17 protein-coding genes and 1 pseudogene are annotated in these 19,428 nt (G+C 45.9%); 8 read left to right on the plus strand and 10 right to left on the minus strand.

Features of this window, described 5'->3' with window-relative positions:
• Nucleotides 1–49: 49 nt before the first annotated feature.
• The 4 genes from yjfF to QFZ81_RS31160 form a co-directional block, all read right to left on the minus strand.
• Nucleotides 50–1,015, minus strand: coding sequence for a galactofuranose ABC transporter, permease protein YjfF (yjfF, locus tag QFZ81_RS31145; RefSeq protein ID WP_307605767.1), 966 nt, complete (start codon nucleotides 1,013–1,015; stop codon nucleotides 50–52).
• Entirely contained in the window at nucleotides 1,008–2,036 is a 1,029-nt protein-coding gene (locus tag QFZ81_RS31150) for an ABC transporter permease (protein WP_307605768.1), read from the minus strand. The genes yjfF and QFZ81_RS31150 overlap by 8 nt, the downstream gene beginning before the upstream one ends.
• 5 nt (nucleotides 2,037–2,041) lie before the next feature.
• A complete protein-coding gene (locus QFZ81_RS31155) occupies nucleotides 2,042–3,550 on the minus strand; it encodes a sugar ABC transporter ATP-binding protein (RefSeq protein ID WP_307605769.1) in 1,509 nt (502 codons plus the stop codon).
• 83 nt (nucleotides 3,551–3,633) lie between these two features.
• Entirely contained in the window at nucleotides 3,634–4,668 is a 1,035-nt protein-coding gene (locus tag QFZ81_RS31160; protein WP_307438202.1) for an ABC transporter substrate-binding protein, read from the minus strand.
• Between the two features lie 260 nt (nucleotides 4,669–4,928).
• Between QFZ81_RS31160 and QFZ81_RS31165 the strand changes: the two genes are divergently transcribed.
• Genes QFZ81_RS31165 through QFZ81_RS31175 form a run of 3 tightly spaced genes read left to right on the plus strand, consistent with a single transcriptional unit; the run spans nucleotide 4,929 to nucleotide 9,330 of the window.
• Entirely contained in the window at nucleotides 4,929–6,737 is a 1,809-nt protein-coding gene (locus tag QFZ81_RS31165; protein ID WP_307605770.1) for a sensor histidine kinase, read from the plus strand.
• Nucleotides 6,738–6,743: 6 nt separating this feature from the next.
• The gene (locus tag QFZ81_RS31170; protein ID WP_307438196.1) at nucleotides 6,744–8,387 is read left to right on the plus strand and encodes a response regulator; all 1,644 of its coding nucleotides are present in this window, start codon (nucleotides 6,744–6,746) and stop codon (nucleotides 8,385–8,387) included.
• Complete coding sequence (locus QFZ81_RS31175) at nucleotides 8,362–9,330, plus strand: sugar ABC transporter substrate-binding protein (protein ID WP_307438195.1); 969 nt, start codon at nucleotides 8,362–8,364, stop codon at nucleotides 9,328–9,330. The genes QFZ81_RS31170 and QFZ81_RS31175 overlap by 26 nt, the downstream gene beginning before the upstream one ends.
• A 52-nt stretch (nucleotides 9,331–9,382) precedes the next feature.
• Here the strand turns inward: QFZ81_RS31175 and QFZ81_RS31180 are convergent, their stop codons facing one another.
• A complete protein-coding gene (locus tag QFZ81_RS31180) occupies nucleotides 9,383–9,649 on the minus strand; it encodes a DUF3024 domain-containing protein (RefSeq protein WP_307605772.1) in 267 nt (88 codons plus the stop codon).
• Nucleotides 9,650–9,842: 193 nt separating this feature from the next.
• Here QFZ81_RS31180 and QFZ81_RS31185 point away from each other — a divergent pair, with 193 nt between their 5' ends.
• Entirely contained in the window at nucleotides 9,843–10,586 is a 744-nt protein-coding gene (locus QFZ81_RS31185) for a GDSL-type esterase/lipase family protein (RefSeq protein WP_307605774.1), read from the plus strand.
• A gap of 80 nt (nucleotides 10,587–10,666) precedes the next feature.
• On the opposite strand, the gene QFZ81_RS31190 is transcribed toward QFZ81_RS31185, so the two are convergent.
• The 3 genes from QFZ81_RS31190 to QFZ81_RS31200 form a co-directional block, all read right to left on the minus strand.
• The gene (locus tag QFZ81_RS31190; RefSeq protein ID WP_373462727.1) at nucleotides 10,667–11,146 is read right to left on the minus strand and encodes an 8-oxo-dGTP diphosphatase; all 480 of its coding nucleotides are present in this window, start codon (nucleotides 11,144–11,146) and stop codon (nucleotides 10,667–10,669) included.
• Between the two features lie 90 nt (nucleotides 11,147–11,236).
• Nucleotides 11,237–11,809, minus strand: a complete 573-nt coding sequence (locus QFZ81_RS31195; RefSeq protein ID WP_307605776.1) for a 2'-5' RNA ligase family protein — start codon at nucleotides 11,807–11,809, stop codon at nucleotides 11,237–11,239.
• A 154-nt stretch (nucleotides 11,810–11,963) separates the two neighbouring features.
• Nucleotides 11,964–13,190 (minus strand): serine hydrolase domain-containing protein, encoded by a 1,227-nt coding sequence (locus QFZ81_RS31200; protein WP_307438188.1) that lies wholly within the window; start codon nucleotides 13,188–13,190, stop codon nucleotides 11,964–11,966.
• 200 nt (nucleotides 13,191–13,390) lie between these two features.
• Here QFZ81_RS31200 and QFZ81_RS31205 point away from each other — a divergent pair, with 200 nt between their 5' ends.
• The 4 genes and pseudogenes from QFZ81_RS31205 (at nucleotide 13,391) to QFZ81_RS31220 (ending at nucleotide 16,935) form a co-directional block, all read left to right on the plus strand.
• Entirely contained in the window at nucleotides 13,391–13,978 is a 588-nt protein-coding gene (locus tag QFZ81_RS31205; RefSeq protein WP_307438186.1) for a P-loop nucleotide/nucleoside kinase family protein, read from the plus strand.
• 132 nt (nucleotides 13,979–14,110) lie between these two features.
• Nucleotides 14,111–15,124, plus strand: coding sequence for a LacI family DNA-binding transcriptional regulator (locus tag QFZ81_RS31210; protein ID WP_307438184.1), 1,014 nt, complete (start codon nucleotides 14,111–14,113; stop codon nucleotides 15,122–15,124).
• Nucleotides 15,125–15,246: 122 nt separating this feature from the next.
• A pseudogene (locus tag QFZ81_RS31215) lies at nucleotides 15,247–15,531 on the plus strand (hypothetical protein); the annotation flags it as partial.
• A 495-nt stretch (nucleotides 15,532–16,026) separates the two neighbouring features.
• The gene (locus tag QFZ81_RS31220; protein WP_307438182.1) at nucleotides 16,027–16,935 is read left to right on the plus strand and encodes an ArsR/SmtB family transcription factor; all 909 of its coding nucleotides are present in this window, start codon (nucleotides 16,027–16,029) and stop codon (nucleotides 16,933–16,935) included.
• Between the two features lie 425 nt (nucleotides 16,936–17,360).
• Here QFZ81_RS31220 and QFZ81_RS31225 read toward each other — a convergent pair whose 3' ends face one another.
• Together QFZ81_RS31225 and QFZ81_RS31230 are read right to left on the minus strand one after the other, a co-directional pair.
• Nucleotides 17,361–18,542, minus strand: a complete 1,182-nt coding sequence (locus tag QFZ81_RS31225) for an MGDG synthase family glycosyltransferase (RefSeq protein WP_307605778.1) — start codon at nucleotides 18,540–18,542, stop codon at nucleotides 17,361–17,363.
• Nucleotides 18,539–19,213: a phosphatase PAP2 family protein gene (locus tag QFZ81_RS31230; RefSeq protein ID WP_307438178.1), complete on the minus strand. Its 675-nt coding sequence runs from the start codon at nucleotides 19,211–19,213 to the stop codon at nucleotides 18,539–18,541. Before QFZ81_RS31230 ends, QFZ81_RS31225 begins: the two co-directional genes overlap by 4 nt.
• Nucleotides 19,214–19,428 lie beyond the last annotated feature (215 nt).

Below are 19,428 nucleotides of genomic sequence, written 5' to 3' on the forward strand. Positions count from 1 at the left end.
TCTATTAATGCCTATTGTATCAAAAAACGTGCCATGTGTTGCTCTAATTTTACCCTCTCCGTTGTACCCAACGACGTTCACTCAGCAAGCGCTGCAGCAGGATAAACAAGAAGAGCAGCAGGCCAATGACGATCTTGGTCCACCAGGAGCTCAGTGTTCCTTCGTAGCTAATAATCGTTTGAATGAGACCTTGGATCATGACGCCGAAGAAGGTGCCTGCGATGTAACCAACGCCGCCGGTCAGCAGTGTTCCGCCGATCACCACCGCAGCGATCGCATCCAGCTCCAAACCCATCGCATGCAGCCCGTAGCCTGACAGCATATAGAAGGTAAACACGACGCCCGAAAGGGCGGAGCAAAAGCCGCTGAAGGTGTACACCAGCATTTTGACACGGCCCACCGGCAGTCCCATCAGCAGGGAAGATTGCTCGCTGCCGCCCAAAGCGTACGTATTGCGTCCCAAGCGAGTGTAGTGTGCAATGAAGAAGCCGGCGAACAATACCAATAGCGCAATGATGACACTAATGGATACGTGATTTCCACCTGGTAAACTGACCTTGGTTTGAGCCATTGTGATGTAGAAGCCGTTATCGATCGTAATGGTATTGATGCTGATCAGATAGCATAGTCCACGAGCCAGGAACATGCCGGCTAATGTAACAATGAACGGCTGAATTTTAAAATAATGAATGATGGCTCCCATTGCCCATCCGAACAAGCTCCCCATAAGCAGCACCAGTGGGATCACTAGCGCCGGCGGCCAGCCTGCCTGTACAAGACTTGCGGACACCATCGTTGTTAATGCGATCATCGAACCGACGGATAAGTCAATGCCTCCGGACACAATGACTAAGGTCATCCCCACAGCCACGATTAGCAGAAAGGCATTATCGATCAAAAGATTCAGTATGACCTGCAGGGAGAAGAATCCGGTATATCGAAAGGACCCCGCAGCGAACATGAGCGCGAATAAGGAGATGGTCACCAGAATCGGAATATATTGTCTCTTAAACATGCTGCTTTACCTCCCGCTCCGCCGAATAATGGCGGGTTTTCCAGCGCTGCATCAGCGTTTTGCGGAATTGCTCCGATTGGATCAGGCACACAGCTAATACAACGAATGCCTTCACCACCAATGTAATTTCAGGCGGTACGCCGATCATATAAATGGTGGTCGTTAAAGTTTGAATAATGAGTGCCCCAATGAGCGTCCCCATTAAGTAAAACCGTCCGCCATTCAGAGAAGTACCTCCGATCACGACGGCAAGGATGGCATCCAGCTCGTACCACAGTCCCGCGTTATTTCCATCTGCACTCGACACGTTAGAGCTGAGAATTAAGCCGGCAATGCCCGCACATAATCCGCAGAACATATATACCGCGAGCAAAACGGTCTTGGACCTGATGCCAGCCAGATGACTGGCTGTCGGTTTGCAGCCCACCGACTCGATGAACAGGCCAAGCGCCGTCTTTCTCGTCAATACAGCAGCTATGATCACCACGATAGCAACGATAAAGATCGAAAACGGCAGCGTAGCCAGCGAGCCCGCACCAATATATTTGTACGAAGCGCTGGACACCGTGATGATCTGCCCACCAGTGATCAACTGAGCCAGCCCGCGCCCCGCCACCATGAGAATCAAAGTTGCGATAATCGGTTGAATGCCCACACCAGCGACCAAGAAGCCATTCCAAATCCCAAGTACAATCGATAACGCCAAGGAAACACCAACCGCTATGAATACGAGAGAAAGAGAGTCCTGTTCGCTGCCTTTACTAATAAGAAGGCAGGAGATCGCTCCAGCAATGGCGACTACAGACCCCACAGATAAGTCAATGCCCTTGGTGGCAATGACCAAAGTCATCCCAATCGCCACCAAGATTAAGGGTGACCCGAAGTTCAGAATATCGATAAGGCTGCCGTATAAGTGCCCGTCTCTCAACTTAATTGAGAAGAAGTCCGGCGAATAAAGCAGGTTAAACAATAACAGCACGCCTAACACGGTAAGCGGCCAAAACAAATGATGCCTTACCATCTCACTTACCCCCCTGCTATAGCCTGCATAACATTTTTTTGACTCATCTCATCGCCCGATATTTCTTTGACCTTACGGCGATCCCGAAGTACAGCGATTCGATCGCTTACCCGCAGTACTTCTTCGAGCTCAGAAGAGATAAACAGCACGGACATGCCTTTCTCCGATAAGGAGAGCACCAGCTTCTGAATTTCCGCCTTGGCCCCGATATCTATGCCTCTAGTCGGTTCATCTAGAATAAGCAGCTTCGGCTGAGTCAGCAGCCAGCGGGCCAGAAGCACCTTTTGCTGGTTTCCGCCGCTTAAATTTTTGATCAGATGCTCCGGGTTCGGCGGGTTGATATTGAGTACTTTCATATACGCATCCGCAATTTCATCCTGACGCTTCCGAGAGATCGCCTTGAACCAGCCTTGGGACGCCTGAAGCGCCAAAATGATATTTTCCCTTACGGTCAGATCGTCAATGATGCCTTCGGTCTTTCGATTCTCGGAGCAAAAAGCAATGCCCTGATCGATCGCCTGCCGCGGCGTCTGGATGGACACACGGTTACCCTCGAATTGGAGGACTCCCTCATCCGCACGGTCTGCCGCGAACAAGAGCCGGGCCAGCTCTGTTCGTCCGGAGCCGAGCAATCCCGCTAGTCCAACGACTTCCCCCTTGCGAATCTGCAGATCTACCGGCTCTATAGCTCCTTTTCTGCCAAATTTAGAAGCATCGAGCAGCACTTCCCCTGTGTCCCCATCCACTGCGGATAGCTTTGGCAACTCTTCCAGCATATGAAGCTCTTTACCGATCATTTTTGATACCAAATCTATTCGAGTAAGGTCCTTGGCCATATATTCCCCGATAAACTCTCCATTACGGAGAATGGTTATTCGATCTGAAATTTCATATACCTGCTCTAAGAAATGGGTAACAAACAAGATAGAAAGCCCCTCGCTTTTTAGCTTCCTCATCACTGAGAATAGCTGCTGTACCTCACCTCGATCCAAGCTGGATGTTGGTTCATCCAGGATAAGCACCTTCGCCGAAATACTTAACGCTCTTGCAATCGCGATCAACTGCTGAACGGCAACCGAGTAAGACTGCAGCGACTGCGTGACATCAATGTGCAGATTTAGTCTGTCCTTTAGCAGGGCTATCGCATTGCGGTTCATTTCCTTCCATAAAATGCGGCCAAAGCGCAACGGCTCGCGTCCGATAAATATATTTTCGGCGACCGAAAGATTCGGACAAAGATTCACTTCCTGGTATACCGTACTGATTCCCGCGTTCTGGGCATCCTGCGGACTCATGATTTGGATCTGCTTAGCCTCCATCTCCACTAAACCTTGATCAATCGAATAGACGCCTGTAAGCACCTTAATCAATGTGGACTTACCGGCACCATTCTCCCCCATCAGCGCATGAACCTCGCCGGGAAACATCCGGAAGTTTACGTCCGACAACGCTTTAACTCCAGGAAATTGTTTATGAATTCCTGTCATTTGTAATACAGGTCCGTGCTCCTTCATCTGACAAACCCTCTCCCTTCAAGAATAAAAGCCGCTCCACACAGATAACTCGATCGGAACGGCTTTGATCCTTTTTTTGTTAATTAATATTGTCGGTTAGCCAGCTCACGTTTCGCATCCTCAGAGGTGAATACGCCTTCCTTGGTTACAATTCGCTTGGGAATTTGCTTGCTGCCGAGCACATCGCGTACAGCCTGCATCAGCTGTGGTCCGAGCAGCGGGTTACATTCCACGATAAAGTTAATTTTGCCTTCGCTTGCTGCAACAAAGCCGTCCTTCACGCCGTCGATGGAGATAATGATAATGTCCTTGCCTGGCTTTAAGCCTGCTGCTTCAATGGCCTGAATCGCTCCAAGGGCCATATCATCATTATGCGCATACAAAACGTCGATTTTTTTGTTTGCCTTCAGGAATGCCTGCATAACTTCCTTCCCTTTCGCACGGGTGAAATCACCGGTCTGGGAAGCAATAACCTTAAGATTCGGATTAGACTTGATCACCTCTTCAAAGCCGGACTTCCGGTCATTCGCAGGTGCAGAGCCTGTCGTCCCTTGAAGCTCAACGATATTCACAGTTTCCTTCTTATCCTTGGATTGATCCACCAACCACTTGCCTGCACGGCGGCCTTCTTCTACGAAGTCAGAGCCTATAAAGGAGACATATAAGGAGGTGTCCTTCGAATCAACCGCACGGTCTGTAAGAATGACGGGAATGCCGGCATCCTTCGCTTCCTTAAGCACGGTATCCCAACCGGATTCAACCACAGGGGAGAACGAGATCACATCAACCTTTTGCTGAATATACGTGCGGATGGCCTTGATTTGATTCTCCTGCTTTTGCTGTGCATCGGAGAACTTAAGATCAAAGCCGGCTTCCTTCGCCGAATCCTGAACCGACTTGGTGTTCGCTGATCTCCAGCCGCTCTCCGCACCAACCTGGGCAAAGCCGAGCGTAATCTTTTTGTCTGCCGGAGCCGGAGCCGGGGTGGTCTTGGCCGTGTTCTCTGTCGCTGCTGGCTTAGCCCCTGTTGTTGTCGTTCCGGTTGTACTTCCGCACGCTGCTGTCAACATCATCATCACCGCAGCGGTTACGAGCCCCATTTTCTTAGTAACTTTCATATTCATTCCTCCCTTTGACTCACCATTATCGTTGGTGTGCCCTGATTATAAGACGCTTACAGATCGAGGGTATACGGAGTTTCATATCTCGTCTTTATAAATTTTTATGTGTTTTTCAGGCTGTTTGAGAGCCAAGCCCTAATTCCTTTGTTTTCTTTGTTAAGAAGTGTAGTTTCTTGTCTAATGATTGCGTTTTCATATTTTATACCTCATAATTTGAATACAAGAAACGCTGCACTATATTAGTAGAAAGGTCACGAATGCCTATGGCGTTGCTCCGATGGCTATCCTCCAGTTTGCGCGCGAAACTGTTGACCATGTTTGTTATTTTGACTTGTATTCCTTTAATCTCCGTAGGGCTTATCTCTCATCAGAAGTCATTCAACACCGTGTTTAAGAATAGTAAAGCGTCAACTATGCTGGTTGCAGATCAGCTAGCCCTAGATCTCGACATCCTATTTAGGGATACAGGAAAGCTGTTGGAGCTCGATAAAAACCCTAGAGTGCTCCATTTTCTTTTCTCCCAAAGTGATTCCTATGAGGATGCTAAGGACATTCTGCGGACGATGAGTTCCTATCGCCAAACGTATCAATACGATAGTGTGCTGAACATAACGATGATCAACCTGTATGGACGTGGAATTAGCGAACGAAAGGGTGTATTTCAGCTGGATCGCAATCCGCTGCGCAATGAGAATCTCGCCTATTTGGTGAACCACCCGAATGCGGTTCTTAACATCCCCTCTTCAAAATCCTCCTCCATGGATCGATTGGATGGGTTTCCGTACAAGGATAAGAATGTCATCTCCATCATGACTACAGTAAAGCAGCGCATTACCCATGAGGTCATCGGTTTTATCATCATTGATTTGGACGACAGCATCGTCAAACGGTTTTGCGACAACGTCACCATCGGCAAAACCGGGTTCTTCTATGTCGTGGACGAAACGGGTACACCCATTTTTATGCCTTCGGCACTGACTAACCAGGCAATGCTGCCAGTTTCAGATGAACTAACCTCCATTCTTAAAGGACCGGAAACCCATTTTATTGATAAATCGGAGGGAAAGCCCAAGTTCGTCTTTGCTTCCCATTCCAAAGCCACTGGGTGGGGTATTGTGGGGATCGTACCCTTACAGGAAATCGTTGAGGAAGCCAATGCCATACGCCAATTAATTATCATTAGTGTGGTACTAAGTATTATTTTTGCGATTTCCCTTCATTTTTTCGTTTCTACCCGGCTTACTAGACCGGTACATGTGCTGAAAAACAAAATGCAGCTGGCCGCCTCCGGCTTTCTTGAAGCCAAGGTCGTCCCTTCCGGCAACGATGAAATCGCAGATCTTGGGAACAGCTTTAATATTATGTTAGGTAAAATTCGGAGGCTGCTGGAGCAGAGCATTCAAGAACAACAGGAAATAAAGAAAGCTGAGCTCCGCGCCCTGCAGGCCCAAATCAATCCACATTTTCTATACAACACGTTGGAGTCAATTATATGGATGGCTGAGTCCGGCAAGAAGGATCAAGTGATTACATTGGTTCAGTCCTTGTCCAGCCTGTTCCGCATAAGCTTAAGCAAGGGAAAAGACTGGATCACCATCAAAAAAGAGCTGGAGCACGTACAAAGCTATATGGTCATTCAGCAAATGCGGTACAGAGACATTCTAGAATATGACATTTGCATAGCTTCCGAGCTGTATAGCTACCCGATTCTGAAGATGACGCTGCAGCCGATTATCGAAAATGCGATTTACCACGGTATCAAAAACAAGCGCGGTAAAGGGATGGTTCAAGTACGGGGGGTTATGGATGAGGACCGGGATATCCTCATTGTCGTTGAGGATAACGGCATCGGGATGTCGGAGACTCGGCTGGAGGAGCTTAGGTTTGCTTTATCTCAGCCTGATCCCCCAGAGGAAACGGGCAAGGAAGTATCCGGCGGCTTTGGGCTTCATAACGTGCATCAGCGGCTTCGTTTATACTACGGAGAAGCGTATGGTGTGCAGGTGAACAGCAGGGAACGGGAAGGCACTACGGTCATGATTCGAATACCAATGCAGCTGGGGTGAGGACCAATGAAGAAAATAATGCTGGTCGACGATGAGATTTTGATCAGAGAAACGATTCGGGACTGTATTGATTGGGAGAAGGAAGGCTTTGTCTACTGTGGGGATGCCTCCGATGGAGAAGTCGCACTGCCGATTATCGAGGAGCTGTGTCCGGATATATTAATTACGGATATTATGATGCCGTTTATGAATGGGCTAGAACTGAGCGATATTGTGCGGAAACAGTACCCGGACATGAAGATTATTATCTTGAGCGGTCATGGAGAGTTTGAATATGCAAGAACGGCCCTTCACATGGGTGTAGAGGAATATTGCCTCAAGCCAGTCAGCGCATCGGATATTATCCAGCTGCTCAAGAAAGTCAGCGCGAAGATCGATAAGGAGCGTGAGGAGAAGACGCGAATCGATAAGCTGCAGCAGCGTGAAGCCGAAACCAAGCATGTCTCCCGGGATAAGCTGCTGAATGATCTAAGCAGCGGCTTCCTCTCTACCACGGAAGCCATCCATCTCAGCGCTTCCTTATCCCTGCCCCTTGTTGCGCGTTACTACGTCGTTGCGATCTCTGATAACCGTGACCTCGAGAAGCAGCCCTCAGATGAGGTGTTACTTAGGGATTACCGAATTCTTCAGGAAAGATCCGATATACTCATGTGCAAGCGAAGCCGCACGGAGACGGTTTGGATTATGAAAGGGGACTCGCTTGAACAGCTGCAGCAGGAGCTGCAGCCATTGAAGGAGCTTCAGCGTTTGACCGCTGAAGCTTCTACTGGAACAGTGGGGACGATTACGATTGGCATCGGCAGTGTTCAAGAACGGCTGCAGGGCGTACATCTGTCCTTTCTGGAGGCGGAGGAGGATATGCACTGGAGGCGGCTCGCACGTCAAAATCGACACGACCTGTGGAAAACCACCGCTGGCCGACTGGACCCTTCCGTTTTCCTCGACCGGGGGTGCTTCGTCGATTTCCTGAAAATCGGCACTCCCGCACAGCTTAAGAGCTTTGTAAACGAATATGCCTCCGGGCTGTTGGACCTCGACTGGCATGCCTCCCCCATTGGCTATTATATTTTGAACGACTTGACGCTGGAGGTTTTCCGAGCTGCCAAAGACATGTATCGGCATGTGGAGGCACCCGAGGAGATGGTTCATCCGCTGCAGCAGCAGATTGAAACGATTCGTTCTTGGGCGGAGGCCTGCGCCTTTCTCGTTAAGCTTACGGAGCAGTTCTGGGCATGGCGCTCCCGAACGAGCGATAAATACGGCGAAATGCTGAGAAAGGTGAAGGCATATATCCAAGACCATTATGGCAAGGACTATATTTCCCTCCAGGATGCAGCCGAGCATGTTACGATTAGCCCAAGCCATCTCAGCAAGGTGTTCAGCCAGGAGACCGGGCAAACTTTTATCGAATATTTGACACAAACCCGCATCCGCAAGGCGATGGAGCTGCTGCAAAGCACCTCTGCGAAATCTTATGAGATCGCTTATCAGGTTGGCTATAATGATGCCCACTATTTTTCCAATCTATTTAAACGGGTTACCGGAATGACGACAAAGGAATTTAGAAAATCAAGGAGTTTGGGAGAAGCCTTGTCTGGCCCGATAGGTGAGGAGGCTGAGGCTATTGATACGTGGTGTGACCAAGGTTAAACGGCTTACGTTGCTAGCGCTTATATTGCTTTCCGGATGCCTGGGCATCTCACCAACAAGCACGCCTGCCCCTGAACGGACGCCCGTACCAACTGCGAAGGAGCAGACGCCCGTTCGCACCTTTGGAATCATTTATCCGATGGCGCATCCCTTCTATGAGATGATTACAGAACTAGCCGAACGCGATGCAAAGCCGCAGGGCATTCAGTTGATCGTGAAGGCTCCGGATGAAATTAACCTAGAACAGCAAATCCGGATGATGGAGACGATGATAAAACAAAAGGTAAGCGGAATCGCAATCGATCCTATTGACCCCGAGGCGCTGACTCCTACCATTAATAAAGCAGTTCAAGCCGGCATTCCAGTCATTTGCTTTGAATCCGATGCCCCGGATAGTGATCGGCTGACCTTTATCGGTGCTGATCCATTTCAGGAAGGTATTCGGATGGGGGAAATGCTAAGTTTGCACCTGAAGAGCAAAGGAATGATCCTCATCGAGTCCGGTATAGCCAAGATGAACTTATACAGTCGTCGATTGGAAGGTTTGCTCCATTATGTTAAACATCAAACAGAGATCCAAGTATTAGAGACTCGCTACAACGAAGGGCACAGCGAGCAGGCGCTAAAGGATCTGGAAGGGATGATCGACGAGCATCCTCACTTTGATGCTTTGGTCAATCTGGATATCATCTCAAGCTCCGCTTCGATCTTATTTTGGAAAGCTACAGGCTTAAACCGAAGTGTTCTTGCTATTGGCTTGACGCCTGAAGTCAAGGAGGCTCTAATCAACGGGCAGATGGTCTCCGTTATATCAGAGAATGAACATCAGTGGGGCAACCTCCTCATCGATCATCTGCTGATGGCCGCAGAGGGTAAGACGCTTCCGCCATGGATTGATACGGGTATGACGGAGCTTCCAGCGAAGGATACGAACAAAAATTAGATGAAAGTCTATTCTTTCGTAGAATAGGCTTTTTATTATCGTTCGCAGGTCTTCAAACAGCTTTCGCAGTATTATCCCCAAAACACTCCTGTATTGTCCTTATCAACTTCCATTCATTTGATTCTAATCTGAATTGCGCAATATCAAATTGCGTCCATTCAGTACCAATATAGGGTTCCCTTTCCTCGATAAGTGTCACATTGTTCCCTCTAAATTTATACACCATCCGAATCTGATTGTTTAAATGCTCGGGTATCTTCTTTCCAATATATTCCTGTAAAATATTTTCTAATCGTTTCTTTGTGAATTCGTCAAACATAATTGCACCTCATATCATTTAAGATTATCTTCAAAATATAAGTCATATTGCTTTATAAACTCAAGTGCTTCTTGAATGACTTAATCTTACAAAAATCAAATATTTTATTTTAACCTATTTCGTTCCTGTTCTTTTATACAAGAATTTCTTATACACATAATTTGAAACGATTATTCGGAAAGTAGGGGATTTTTTGTCCGCTAGACAAAGAGTACCACTCATCAGGCCAGGCAACTTTTCATTCAATGCAGCCGCTGACCGTTTGCGTGCCGCTTATGACGGCTTTAACGAGCAAATCCTGTTTCATCATATCGCAGTTAATTTAGTTTTCATTGGTGAATCCATCACACAATTTTGGGATTTACAAGTCTATTTCGGTTCATCCAGCAATTTCATTGTCAACCGCGGGATTTCGGGAGACATCACACCGATTATGCTTCGACGTTTTCCTGCCGATGTTATTCAATTAAGGCCCCAATATGTCCATATTCTAGGGGGAACGAATAATACATGGAGACTTGATGCTGTAGACATGCGCGAACGAAGAACACCCGAACAAATCAATCATGAGATTCTAAGTGATATCACGTCGATGGTTCGATTGTCCAAAAGCAGCGGCATAATACCAATTGTCGGTTCGAACCTGCCTACTGGCAGAGATATTCCTTGCTTCCCCTTCGAACCGTTGATTCGTTGTCCCAACAACAGCACGGGTGTTCGTAATGAACTACTTGCATTCTCAAACCGAGCTCTAAAACATATGGCAGATTATGAAGGAGTTATCTATGTTGACTATCATGCCAATCTCGTGGGTCCGGACGGCAAAACGTTGCGATCGGAATTGTCTGACGACTCCCTTCATCCAAATGTGCTCGGCTATAACATAATGACAGATGTTTTGCGCAAAACTTTATCGGAAAAAGGAATTATCATTTAAAAGATTTTTAATCGGTTCTTTCGGATAACCTTGTTGTATTCCCGAACCCTTACTAGTTTAAGGCGCGTTTGCGCCGCATGTTAGTTGATGGATCCAACTTCTTTGAATTCACCTACAGCATAGCTCTTAATAGTCTCTTCTAATGTTTCATTGCTTTTCTCATCCCATACAAAACTCAATTCAAACGTTCCCTGTTCAAAGAACAAAGGAAATCTTCGCTTAAACCAATCTTGCATAGGTAACTTTAATGCTTCTTCGATTTCTACCCACAATAGCTCCCCTTCTGGAGGATTCTTGAGTATATCTCCCTCAAATGAAGTGGCCAAATAATTAAATACCATGTACCTTAGCCCTTTATTAGGCTCGCAAAACTCATCCAGACCTTTATAAATAATGTCTTTAATAATTAAGCCGGTCTCTTCTCTTACTTCCCGAATTGCCCCATTAACTATACTCTCTGGAAAATCAACCTTACCTCCCGGTGCTATGTATCCTGGAAACCCTAGTTTGTCTGGTCTATTCATTAATAAAACTCTAGTTCCATCTTGTATCATACACATTGTATATATTTTGTGCGTTACATTCACTGACAAAATGATCAACTCCAATATTGTTGTCTCTGATCTTTCAATGCCCTCATTGATTTACTCTCAAAATAATTTGCTTTTTTTTCCTAGAAGTTTACCGAATTGTAGTCTTTCCAAATTCACCTTTTCATTATCAGTTCCTAATGAATATATAGAGAATGTATTCAGATAAAACTCCTCTGTAATAGAGACTTTATATAGTTGTTCTGCCTCTTCTTCTGTCACAGGTGACCTACCTCTTAATGTACAATGGGGCTTATATGGAAAAGGATTCTCCTTAAACCTAATACCAGAATCAGCTAATCGTTTTTGAAACTTCTTGAAAGGTCCCTCATCTTTAAGTGTTAACACAAATATATCTGTATACGGAAATCGTATAACATTACCAAATGTGGCTCTTATAGGTGGAATACTGGCCGCTATTTCCCCTACAATATTAAATACTTTTTCCGGATCTTCATTATGGTCTATAACACCAATTCCGCTTGAACCAGTAATTGTTATTTCTACAGGTAATGACAGTCTAAATTGATCCTTATTATGTTTTCGAATATTCATTACTTTCTGTGCTATGTCTTCAGGGATATCAAGAACAATGTATGAATCTACAGCGAATGGATTTTTGTTACTCTCCACTTAAATAATCCTCCTGGTATCATTTGCTTCCCTAATTATTAATTCAATTAATTCCAATATATCCCTGCACTTTTACGAACTTCCACTCACATAATTTGCAAAAAAAAGGAGCTGCCACGGCAGCTCCTTCATTATTTCTATAAACTTTTTAAGTCTACTCTAATCCCATCTTAAAAGCCTCAATAGCCTGATCCAGTCCAGCAAAAGCTTCCGAATTCTCTTGAATCGGCTTATCCGATCTAATAGATTGAACCACATGGTTTAGCAGTTGTTCCGGCATGTCCACATCCGCCGAATGCGCTGTAGCTGCAACGACTAATTGCAGATCAGGGACGACAAATATGCGTCTTCCGCCTGAACCAGATGCATAGAACACTTCATGTTGCTTTTTGCTTCCTCTGACTAGCCCCTGAGCCAAAGGCTTGGACCACCAATAATAGCCGTACCCACCTTGTGTACCATTACTGTAATTGAGGAATATACGCTTAGTCACCGACTCCCGGATCCATGACTTCGGAATAATGGTCTTGTCTTCCCACTGGCCTTCCTTCAGATACAGATAGCCAATCTTGGCCATGTTTCTTAACGTTAAAGCCATAGCCCAAGCCCCAATCGTGCAGCCCCCAGGATCATGATTCCAGTTTACATCTGTTATACCAAGCGGCTCGAACAAGCGGGATTTGGCATAGTCAAACATGGACTCGCCTGTGACCTTTTGCAGTACAGCAGACAGAAGATGCGCATCACCATTGCTGTAATTAAACATTGCACCAGGCTGGTTCTTAGCCGGACGTTCCAGAACGTTTTGCACCCAGTCCGATGAGTACATCATTTCAGTTGAGGATTGTTCATTTTCATTGTTCCACGCTAGCCCTGAGGTCATAGTAAGCAAATGCTTTAACATGATCTTAGACTTCAGTGGATCACTTTCTAGCTCAGGAAAAAAAGCAGCAAGCCTCTGATCCAGACTTATCAGCTTACGCTCAGACAAGGCAATACCGATCAATGCTGACGTCACGCTTTTGGTCACGGACTTCACATCTTGCGGCAAATCAGCTTGGGTACTCTCATTATAAGCTTCAGCAACCAAATGCCCGTTACGAATTACCGCTACACTATGTACCTGCTGGTCGCGAAAAACTTCGAGCATCTTGGCTAGTCCAGCCGAGTTCATCCCTTGCGCCTCTGGCGTAGATGTTTTCCAACCTTGTGTAGGCCAATCATTTGCCGTTTTTGCCGAAATACTATCAGAATTGATAGTCATTTGTGGAATCGATTTGTTCAAAATATGAACTTGTTTATTTTGGGTTCCAGACGCTGACAAAGAAAGGGCTGCTGTTTTATTTCCACTTCCGACAAGTGGTTTATTATTGTTTTTCATCTCTATCTTTCCTTCCAGTATGGTTTTTAGCCCCCTGTGCTAAGTATTTTACTTGATAAGTGTGAACTAATTATGGCTTAAACCTTAATAGAACCTTAATATTAGCTGAACGTTTGCTGAATTTCATGTGATTTGCACCCACATATGTTACAATATTCGTACAAATCCCCTTAAAAGGAAACCTTATTCGGAGGTTAGTCATGCGAAAACTCATATTTTTCATAGGTCCTGCCGGTGCAGGGAAAACGACACTCGCCAAAGCATGGGCACGCAAGCACGGCGGAGCTTTTTTGGACATGGATACGCTGCTCCGACCCGCGGCAGAAGCGATCATGACCCTTGCCGGACAAGACCCGAACGACCGGGATTCCCCCACATATAAGACATACTGTCGCGATTTGGGATACCGCATAACGATGGACGCAGCACTTGAGAATCTTGAACTAGGCTTGGATGCCATTGTAGTCGGACCTTTCACCAAAGAACTAGCAGATCCGCTTTGGCTGGAAAAGGAACTTTCAAACGTCGGCACTACGATCAACGATGTGTGCGTTAGGGCTGTTTTTGTCTATTTACCAAGCGAGAAAGCCTACCAAGAACGTATACAGACTAGAGGCTCCGCTTTAGATGTTTGGAAGCTGGACAACTGGAAGCATTTTAGCCAGTCGCTCGTTCGCAGAGAAATCAAATGGCTAATTGATCCCTCTTCGATTCTCTATTTCGATAATTCAGGACCGCTTTCATCTGTAAAGCTAGATGTACTTGAGAAATTCATTTATAGAGGCTAATGATCCAAAGAACAACATTGACAATATCTATTTTGTAAAGTGATTTATGAATTGACTTTGCTTTACAAAATACTCCTATAATTATAGAATACAAAATAGGATCTACATACTTCTCAAGGGGCCGTACATAAAATGAATTCGAAAACCTCCATGCAAGACATAGCCGATAAGCTAGGCATTTCCAAGAATGCCGTCTCCCTGGCCCTTAATAATAAAGCTGGCGTCAGCGAAGAATTGCGCTTTCGTATTTTCGAAGCAGCTAATCAGTTGAACTATCGGACAGATACAAAAACAAAAAAGAAACGCGGCAACCTGCTCGTCTTAATCCCTGAAAACATTCGTAATGATAAAATCTTCTACTACGAGGTGTTCTGGTCCATAGAAAAAAGAGCCAAAGAAAATGGCTACAACGCCATTATTTGCAGTGTTACACAAGAGATGGAGGATCAACTCATCCTGCCGGAGCTTTATCATGAAATTGAATTTCACGGCATACTCCTCGTTGGCGTCCTTCATCTTAACTATGTACGAAAGCTTTTTGACTTGGGAATTCCCCTCGTTACGGTGGATCATTATTACGATAGCTTACAGTTTGACGCTGTTGTAACGGCGAATGCCGAAGAGGCTTACAAAATCGTCACTCATCTCATTGACAAAGGTCATCAGCAGATTGGTTTTATCGGTGCGATTAGTAGGACGAAGAGCTTCAGGGAACGTTGGTCCGGGTACCAAAATGCCATGTCTGATGCAGGGCTGGCAATCGATATGAATCACAATATCGTTAATCCTTCACCACTGGAGGCGCTAAATTCCACCCCCATTGAGTTAGCAGATCATCTCGATGCGATGCCTTCTATGCCGACAGCTTGGTTTTGTGCGGATGATCGTATTGCGATTTCCTTCATTCAAATCCTTATTTCCAAAGGCTACAAGGTGCCAGAGGATATCTCCGTTGTTGGGTTTGGCGACATTGAAGCGGCTCAAATGATCGCTCCTCGCTTAACGACGATCCAAGTGCAGCGGGAACAGCTCGGCAATGAAGCCGTGGATTTTCTCATTCGCAAAATCGATTTCGGCGGAAGCCCTGCGAAGATTTCCATTTATGGAGAACTCATCGAGCGTGATTCTTGTAAAGTGCTTGGATAGAAATATTTTTTTGAATTCCTCTGTCTACTGGAAAATGTTATAATGTCAAATAGACGAAGAACGTCCTTGAGCCCTGTGGCGCAAGGGCGTTTTTTTATTCTTTTATAAGGAGGCGTACCCAAATGCCATTTGAACAAGCACATCAGTCGTTCATAGAAAACCATCATGCACGCAGAACTGGTGAGAGAAAGGGCCGTTTACTAAGGGGGCACAACTATGCAGAAAAGTTGCTGCTCCAACAGGTATGGTGGCCGCTATTCGGAAACTTCGACAACCTACATCCGGAATATGAGATTTACGATTGGAATCGTAAGTCACAGTTCCTCGATTTTGCATTCCTTACCCCAATCGGTTATTTTGGAATTGAGTGTGACGGCTACCAAAGCCATATCAAAGATATGGACCGCTCTTAGCGCTTAGCAAGAATGCACAGACTCACCAAGTATTTTTCATAGGCACTATTTGATCTCTGCAACCACTAATCAGACATGCATTGAAAATCCCCGAGTTCACTCAGTCCAAGTTGTATATTGTGCAACAATACATCTACCTCACGCTGCTTTGGCCTGCTATTGTTGTATTTCGTACAACAATTTGAGCTTAAAACGCCTATTTTTGAGCGATTCGCACCATAATGTTGTACGCGGTACAACAAAAAGCCAATTTGTCCAAAGAAAGCGCCTAGGAGTTGTTGCACAAAATACAACATCTCGGCGTGTTGAGGATTCTTATTGGTTTGATATGTACTAATTGAGTAGCAACTAGTTAGATATTCATAAATTGAGCGACCATTAGTCGGACATCGGAGTTGAGCAAAACTCGCAGTTTATACACAGTTTTAACATTGTTTAATTAACCTACAAGTTATACAATGAATAAAAACAATAGAATGAGGTTCCACTATGCAAATTGAGGTTTCGACCAAAAATATGTTCTTCCTGGAATGTTTCTCCTCGGAGACCCGAGTGAAAATCATTGAGCTACTGGGTGAAGAACCTTTGAATATTAAACAATTATCACAGCGGTTGGAGATTTCATCTGCTATTGTGACTAAGCATATACAGAAGCTAGAGCATGCCGGAATTGTTACGTCCGAAAGTATGACAGGTGTTCGCGGGACACAGAAAGTATGTTATCTGCAGCTCGAGCTTGCGACGCTTCAGTTCAAAGCAAAGAAACCGTATGAACATCCGACGAATACGATTTCAATTCCGGTTGGCCAATACTCATCCTTCGAGGTGAGGCCTACGTGCGGTCTTGCTTCGCCTACGCAAATCATTGGCGTCATTGATGACCCCAGATATTTTGCTGATCCCCAACATGTGCACGCCGGTATCCTCTGGTTCGGGAGCGGTTATGTCGAGTATAGAATACCTAACTTTTTTCACAGCAATCAGAAGCTTCGCTCCATGGAAATTTCTTTTGAAATCTGTTCCGAGGCCCCGGGATTTAACGAGAATTGGCCATCCGATATTTCTTTCTTTATCAACGAAACTCCCCTAGGTCAGTGGACGAGCCCTGGTGATTTTGGAAAGCAAAGAGGCGTGCTATCCCCGGATTGGTGGGGAAATGGTTTCACTCAGCATGGTCTTTTGAAAATCATCACCATCAATCCGCAAGGCTCATTCTTGGACGGAACGAAGATTTCCGATATCACCATCCAAGACTTAGATATTTCTTTCGCAAAAGACATCCATTTTCGAATTGCATCCTTAGAAGACTCCACAAACTGCGGCGGCATTACTTTGTTCGGCAAGCAATTTGGAAATTATGAGCAAGACATCGTGGTTACGATGCATGAGGATAAGTAAGATCATGTAGTTAATGAGCCCCTTCGGGTGCGAAATGCGAGAAGCCGCGGGGGCAGGCCATGGTGCGGGCCGCGGTGCCGACCATAGTGCTGGCTGCGGTACTGACCGTTGTGCCGGCCGTGATTCTCGCCATGATGCCTGGCCATGATGCGGCGCGAAGCGCACGTAGCGGCAGTTGTCAGTGGCAGCCCGTTTTCACGGGGTTTCCACTCATGTTGACAACAACAACACGTCAAGTAAACCCTCAATTCACAAATTTATATATGAAAAATCTGCGAAAACCCCACATTGACAACAAACTTGACAACAAAAAAGCACCTGTACATTTCGAGCCAAAGTACGGTGCTTTTCGAAGGGGAAAAAGAGGGACAAAGGGGCTCCCAAACCAAAGCAAACTTTACATCGATTGTTGATAGCCTAACGTATCACACATTTGCATAGGCTAGCTGCAGGCCATCTAGTGCAGGGATGAAATGATGGTGAGTATCCAATATCGCATTCAGCGTGTGAAGAGCATCTTGGTTATGCTGACTAAGCTTGGCATTCTTTTTAAGTCTCACCAGCAAAGACTGGTTGGCGATAACCTCAAGCAATTGTCTTTTCAGCTCCACCGCATTCTTCACTTCAATCGCCGCTCCAAGGCCAACAAGAAATGCCGCATTATCCTGCTCTTGACCAGGTATCGGCTTGTACAGCATCATCGGTAGCTCGAGTGCGAGCGCCTCGGATACGGTAAGTCCTCCCGGCTTCGTCACGATCAGATCGGATAAAGCCATCAGCTCATGGACATGATCCACGAATCCTGTTACCATCACACGATGACGCGTTTTCTCGCCGCCCAGCTCCTCCTCTAGCTGCTGCTTCAGCTTCTCATTGCGCCCGCAAACGAATACAAACTGCACCGGCACCGCCAAATCGTCTGATTGCAGCACAGACTTGAACTGCTTGCCGATCAAACCATGCCCGCCGCCCATCACCAGTACGGTAGGCATATCACGGTGCAAACCATGCTTATCACGGAGTTCATTACGATCATACGTTTGCGTGAAAGGCCTTCGAATCGGAATCCCCGTCACCATAATACGCTGCTCCGGAATCCGGTAACGAAGAAGCGATTGCTTCACATGTTCGGCACCAACCAGATAACGATCCGTACCGGGATGCACCCAGTAACTGTGATCCGTATAATCGGTCATCACTGTCACAGTAGGCACCGTGGTCAGACCGTTACATTTTAAGTACGACATCGCCGCTGCCGCCCCTGGAAAGGTGCAGACCACTTCCGTCGGCTCCTCTTCTTGCAGCAGTTCCAGCATCCTATCGGTGCTGAACGACTTCATCTTTTTAAACATATGGGACAATGTATTATCCTCTCGCGTCTTGCGGTACAAATACCCGTAAACCGAAGGCAGACTTTTCACCCACTGCATATAGCAGTATTTGCCCACCGAATGCAGGTAAGGATGCGTCCACTCTAGGAAATCAACCACTTTCACGTCCACATCCGGTTTATAAAACCGTGCAGCCTCCAGAATCGCTTGCGCTGCTTTATTATGCCCGTCCCCTAGGCTGCCTGTCAGGATTAATAGTTTGTCCCTACGTTTCATCTTCTAAGTCCCCCTTCGAACTTTCGCTGCTGCGTATTCACAGCCACCGAATCTTTCAGCAAACCAATTCTAAAACGTTCCACGACGTACACGACCCCCTCAGAAACCAGTACTGCGCCCACAATATCCAGAAGAACATGCTGTTTTACGAGCAGCGTCGATACAATAATGAGCAATGACATGCTCGTAACGGCTATTTTATAGGGCCAAGGTATAGTTGTTGATCTTAAGTAGGCTTTCATCATTAAATACGAAGTTAACACATGCGTACTCGGAAAACAGTTAAACGGTTGATCTGTGCGATACACCCACTGTACCATCTGCAGCAGCCAATCGCTTCCGGTTAGCTCCGGCCGAGGAACAGTTGTCTGATATATAGCATATACCCCATAACACAGGAGCAGACCCATTATGAACTGAAAAAGTGTTTTATAGTACATGCTGCGATCCTTATAAGCCAAATATAAGAACCCAACCAACAGAAATCCATACCAAGACAGGTAAGGTATTACGAAGCTCTTCATAAACGGAATTTGCCGATCCAAATCAGTAACTAAGCTGTAAGCCACCCCGTCCGCCTGATTCAGATGAATGTAGATGAGTCCCACTAGGGGGATCAATAGCAAGCCGCTGCATGCCATTATAAACGACCACCACGAAGTTTTTTTCACATCAATTCCTCGCTCTCCTTTACGTTATCTTCATTATAAAAGAGATCCAATGACTTCTTAACGCACTAAGGTACTGTCTTTCGTTAGCCAAAGGTCGCGAAAAAACCTAGACCAAAGTCTAAGTTCTATTTTTTGCATAAAGGAAAAATACACAGAAAAGACCTGTGACTAAGGCACAAGTCTAAAAGGCTAGTGAAGTAAGTATATGCTTATTT

The sequence above is a fragment of the Paenibacillus sp. V4I9 genome, from assembly GCF_030817295.1.
Lineage (GTDB): Bacteria > Bacillota > Bacilli > Paenibacillales > NBRC-103111 > Paenibacillus_E.

Excerpts from the sequence above, each read along its gene's own strand:
- QFZ81_RS31150 (WP_307605768.1), bottom strand. The coding sequence starts at position 2,036 with ATGGTAAGGCATCATTTGTTTTGGCCGCTTACCGTGTTAGGCGTGCTG.
- QFZ81_RS31160 (WP_307438202.1), bottom strand. The coding sequence starts at position 4,668 with ATGAAAGTTACTAAGAAAATGGGGCTCGTAACCGCTGCGGTGATGATG.
- QFZ81_RS31205 (WP_307438186.1), top strand. The coding sequence starts at position 13,391 with ATGCGAAAACTCATATTTTTCATAGGTCCTGCCGGTGCAGGGAAAACG.
- QFZ81_RS31220 (WP_307438182.1), top strand. The coding sequence starts at position 16,027 with ATGCAAATTGAGGTTTCGACCAAAAATATGTTCTTCCTGGAATGTTTC.
- QFZ81_RS31165 (WP_307605770.1), top strand. The coding sequence starts at position 4,929 with ATGCCTATGGCGTTGCTCCGATGGCTATCCTCCAGTTTGCGCGCGAAA.
- QFZ81_RS31155 (WP_307605769.1), bottom strand. The coding sequence starts at position 3,550 with ATGAAGGAGCACGGACCTGTATTACAAATGACAGGAATTCATAAACAA.
- QFZ81_RS31170 (WP_307438196.1), top strand. The coding sequence starts at position 6,744 with ATGAAGAAAATAATGCTGGTCGACGATGAGATTTTGATCAGAGAAACG.
- QFZ81_RS31180 (WP_307605772.1), bottom strand. The coding sequence starts at position 9,649 with ATGTTTGACGAATTCACAAAGAAACGATTAGAAAATATTTTACAGGAA.
- yjfF (WP_307605767.1), bottom strand. The coding sequence starts at position 1,015 with ATGTTTAAGAGACAATATATTCCGATTCTGGTGACCATCTCCTTATTC.
- QFZ81_RS31210 (WP_307438184.1), top strand. The coding sequence starts at position 14,111 with ATGAATTCGAAAACCTCCATGCAAGACATAGCCGATAAGCTAGGCATT.
- QFZ81_RS31190 (WP_373462727.1), bottom strand. The coding sequence starts at position 11,146 with ATGTGTATGATACAAGATGGAACTAGAGTTTTATTAATGAATAGACCA.
- QFZ81_RS31200 (WP_307438188.1), bottom strand. The coding sequence starts at position 13,190 with ATGAAAAACAATAATAAACCACTTGTCGGAAGTGGAAATAAAACAGCA.
- QFZ81_RS31225 (WP_307605778.1), bottom strand. The coding sequence starts at position 18,542 with ATGAAACGTAGGGACAAACTATTAATCCTGACAGGCAGCCTAGGGGAC.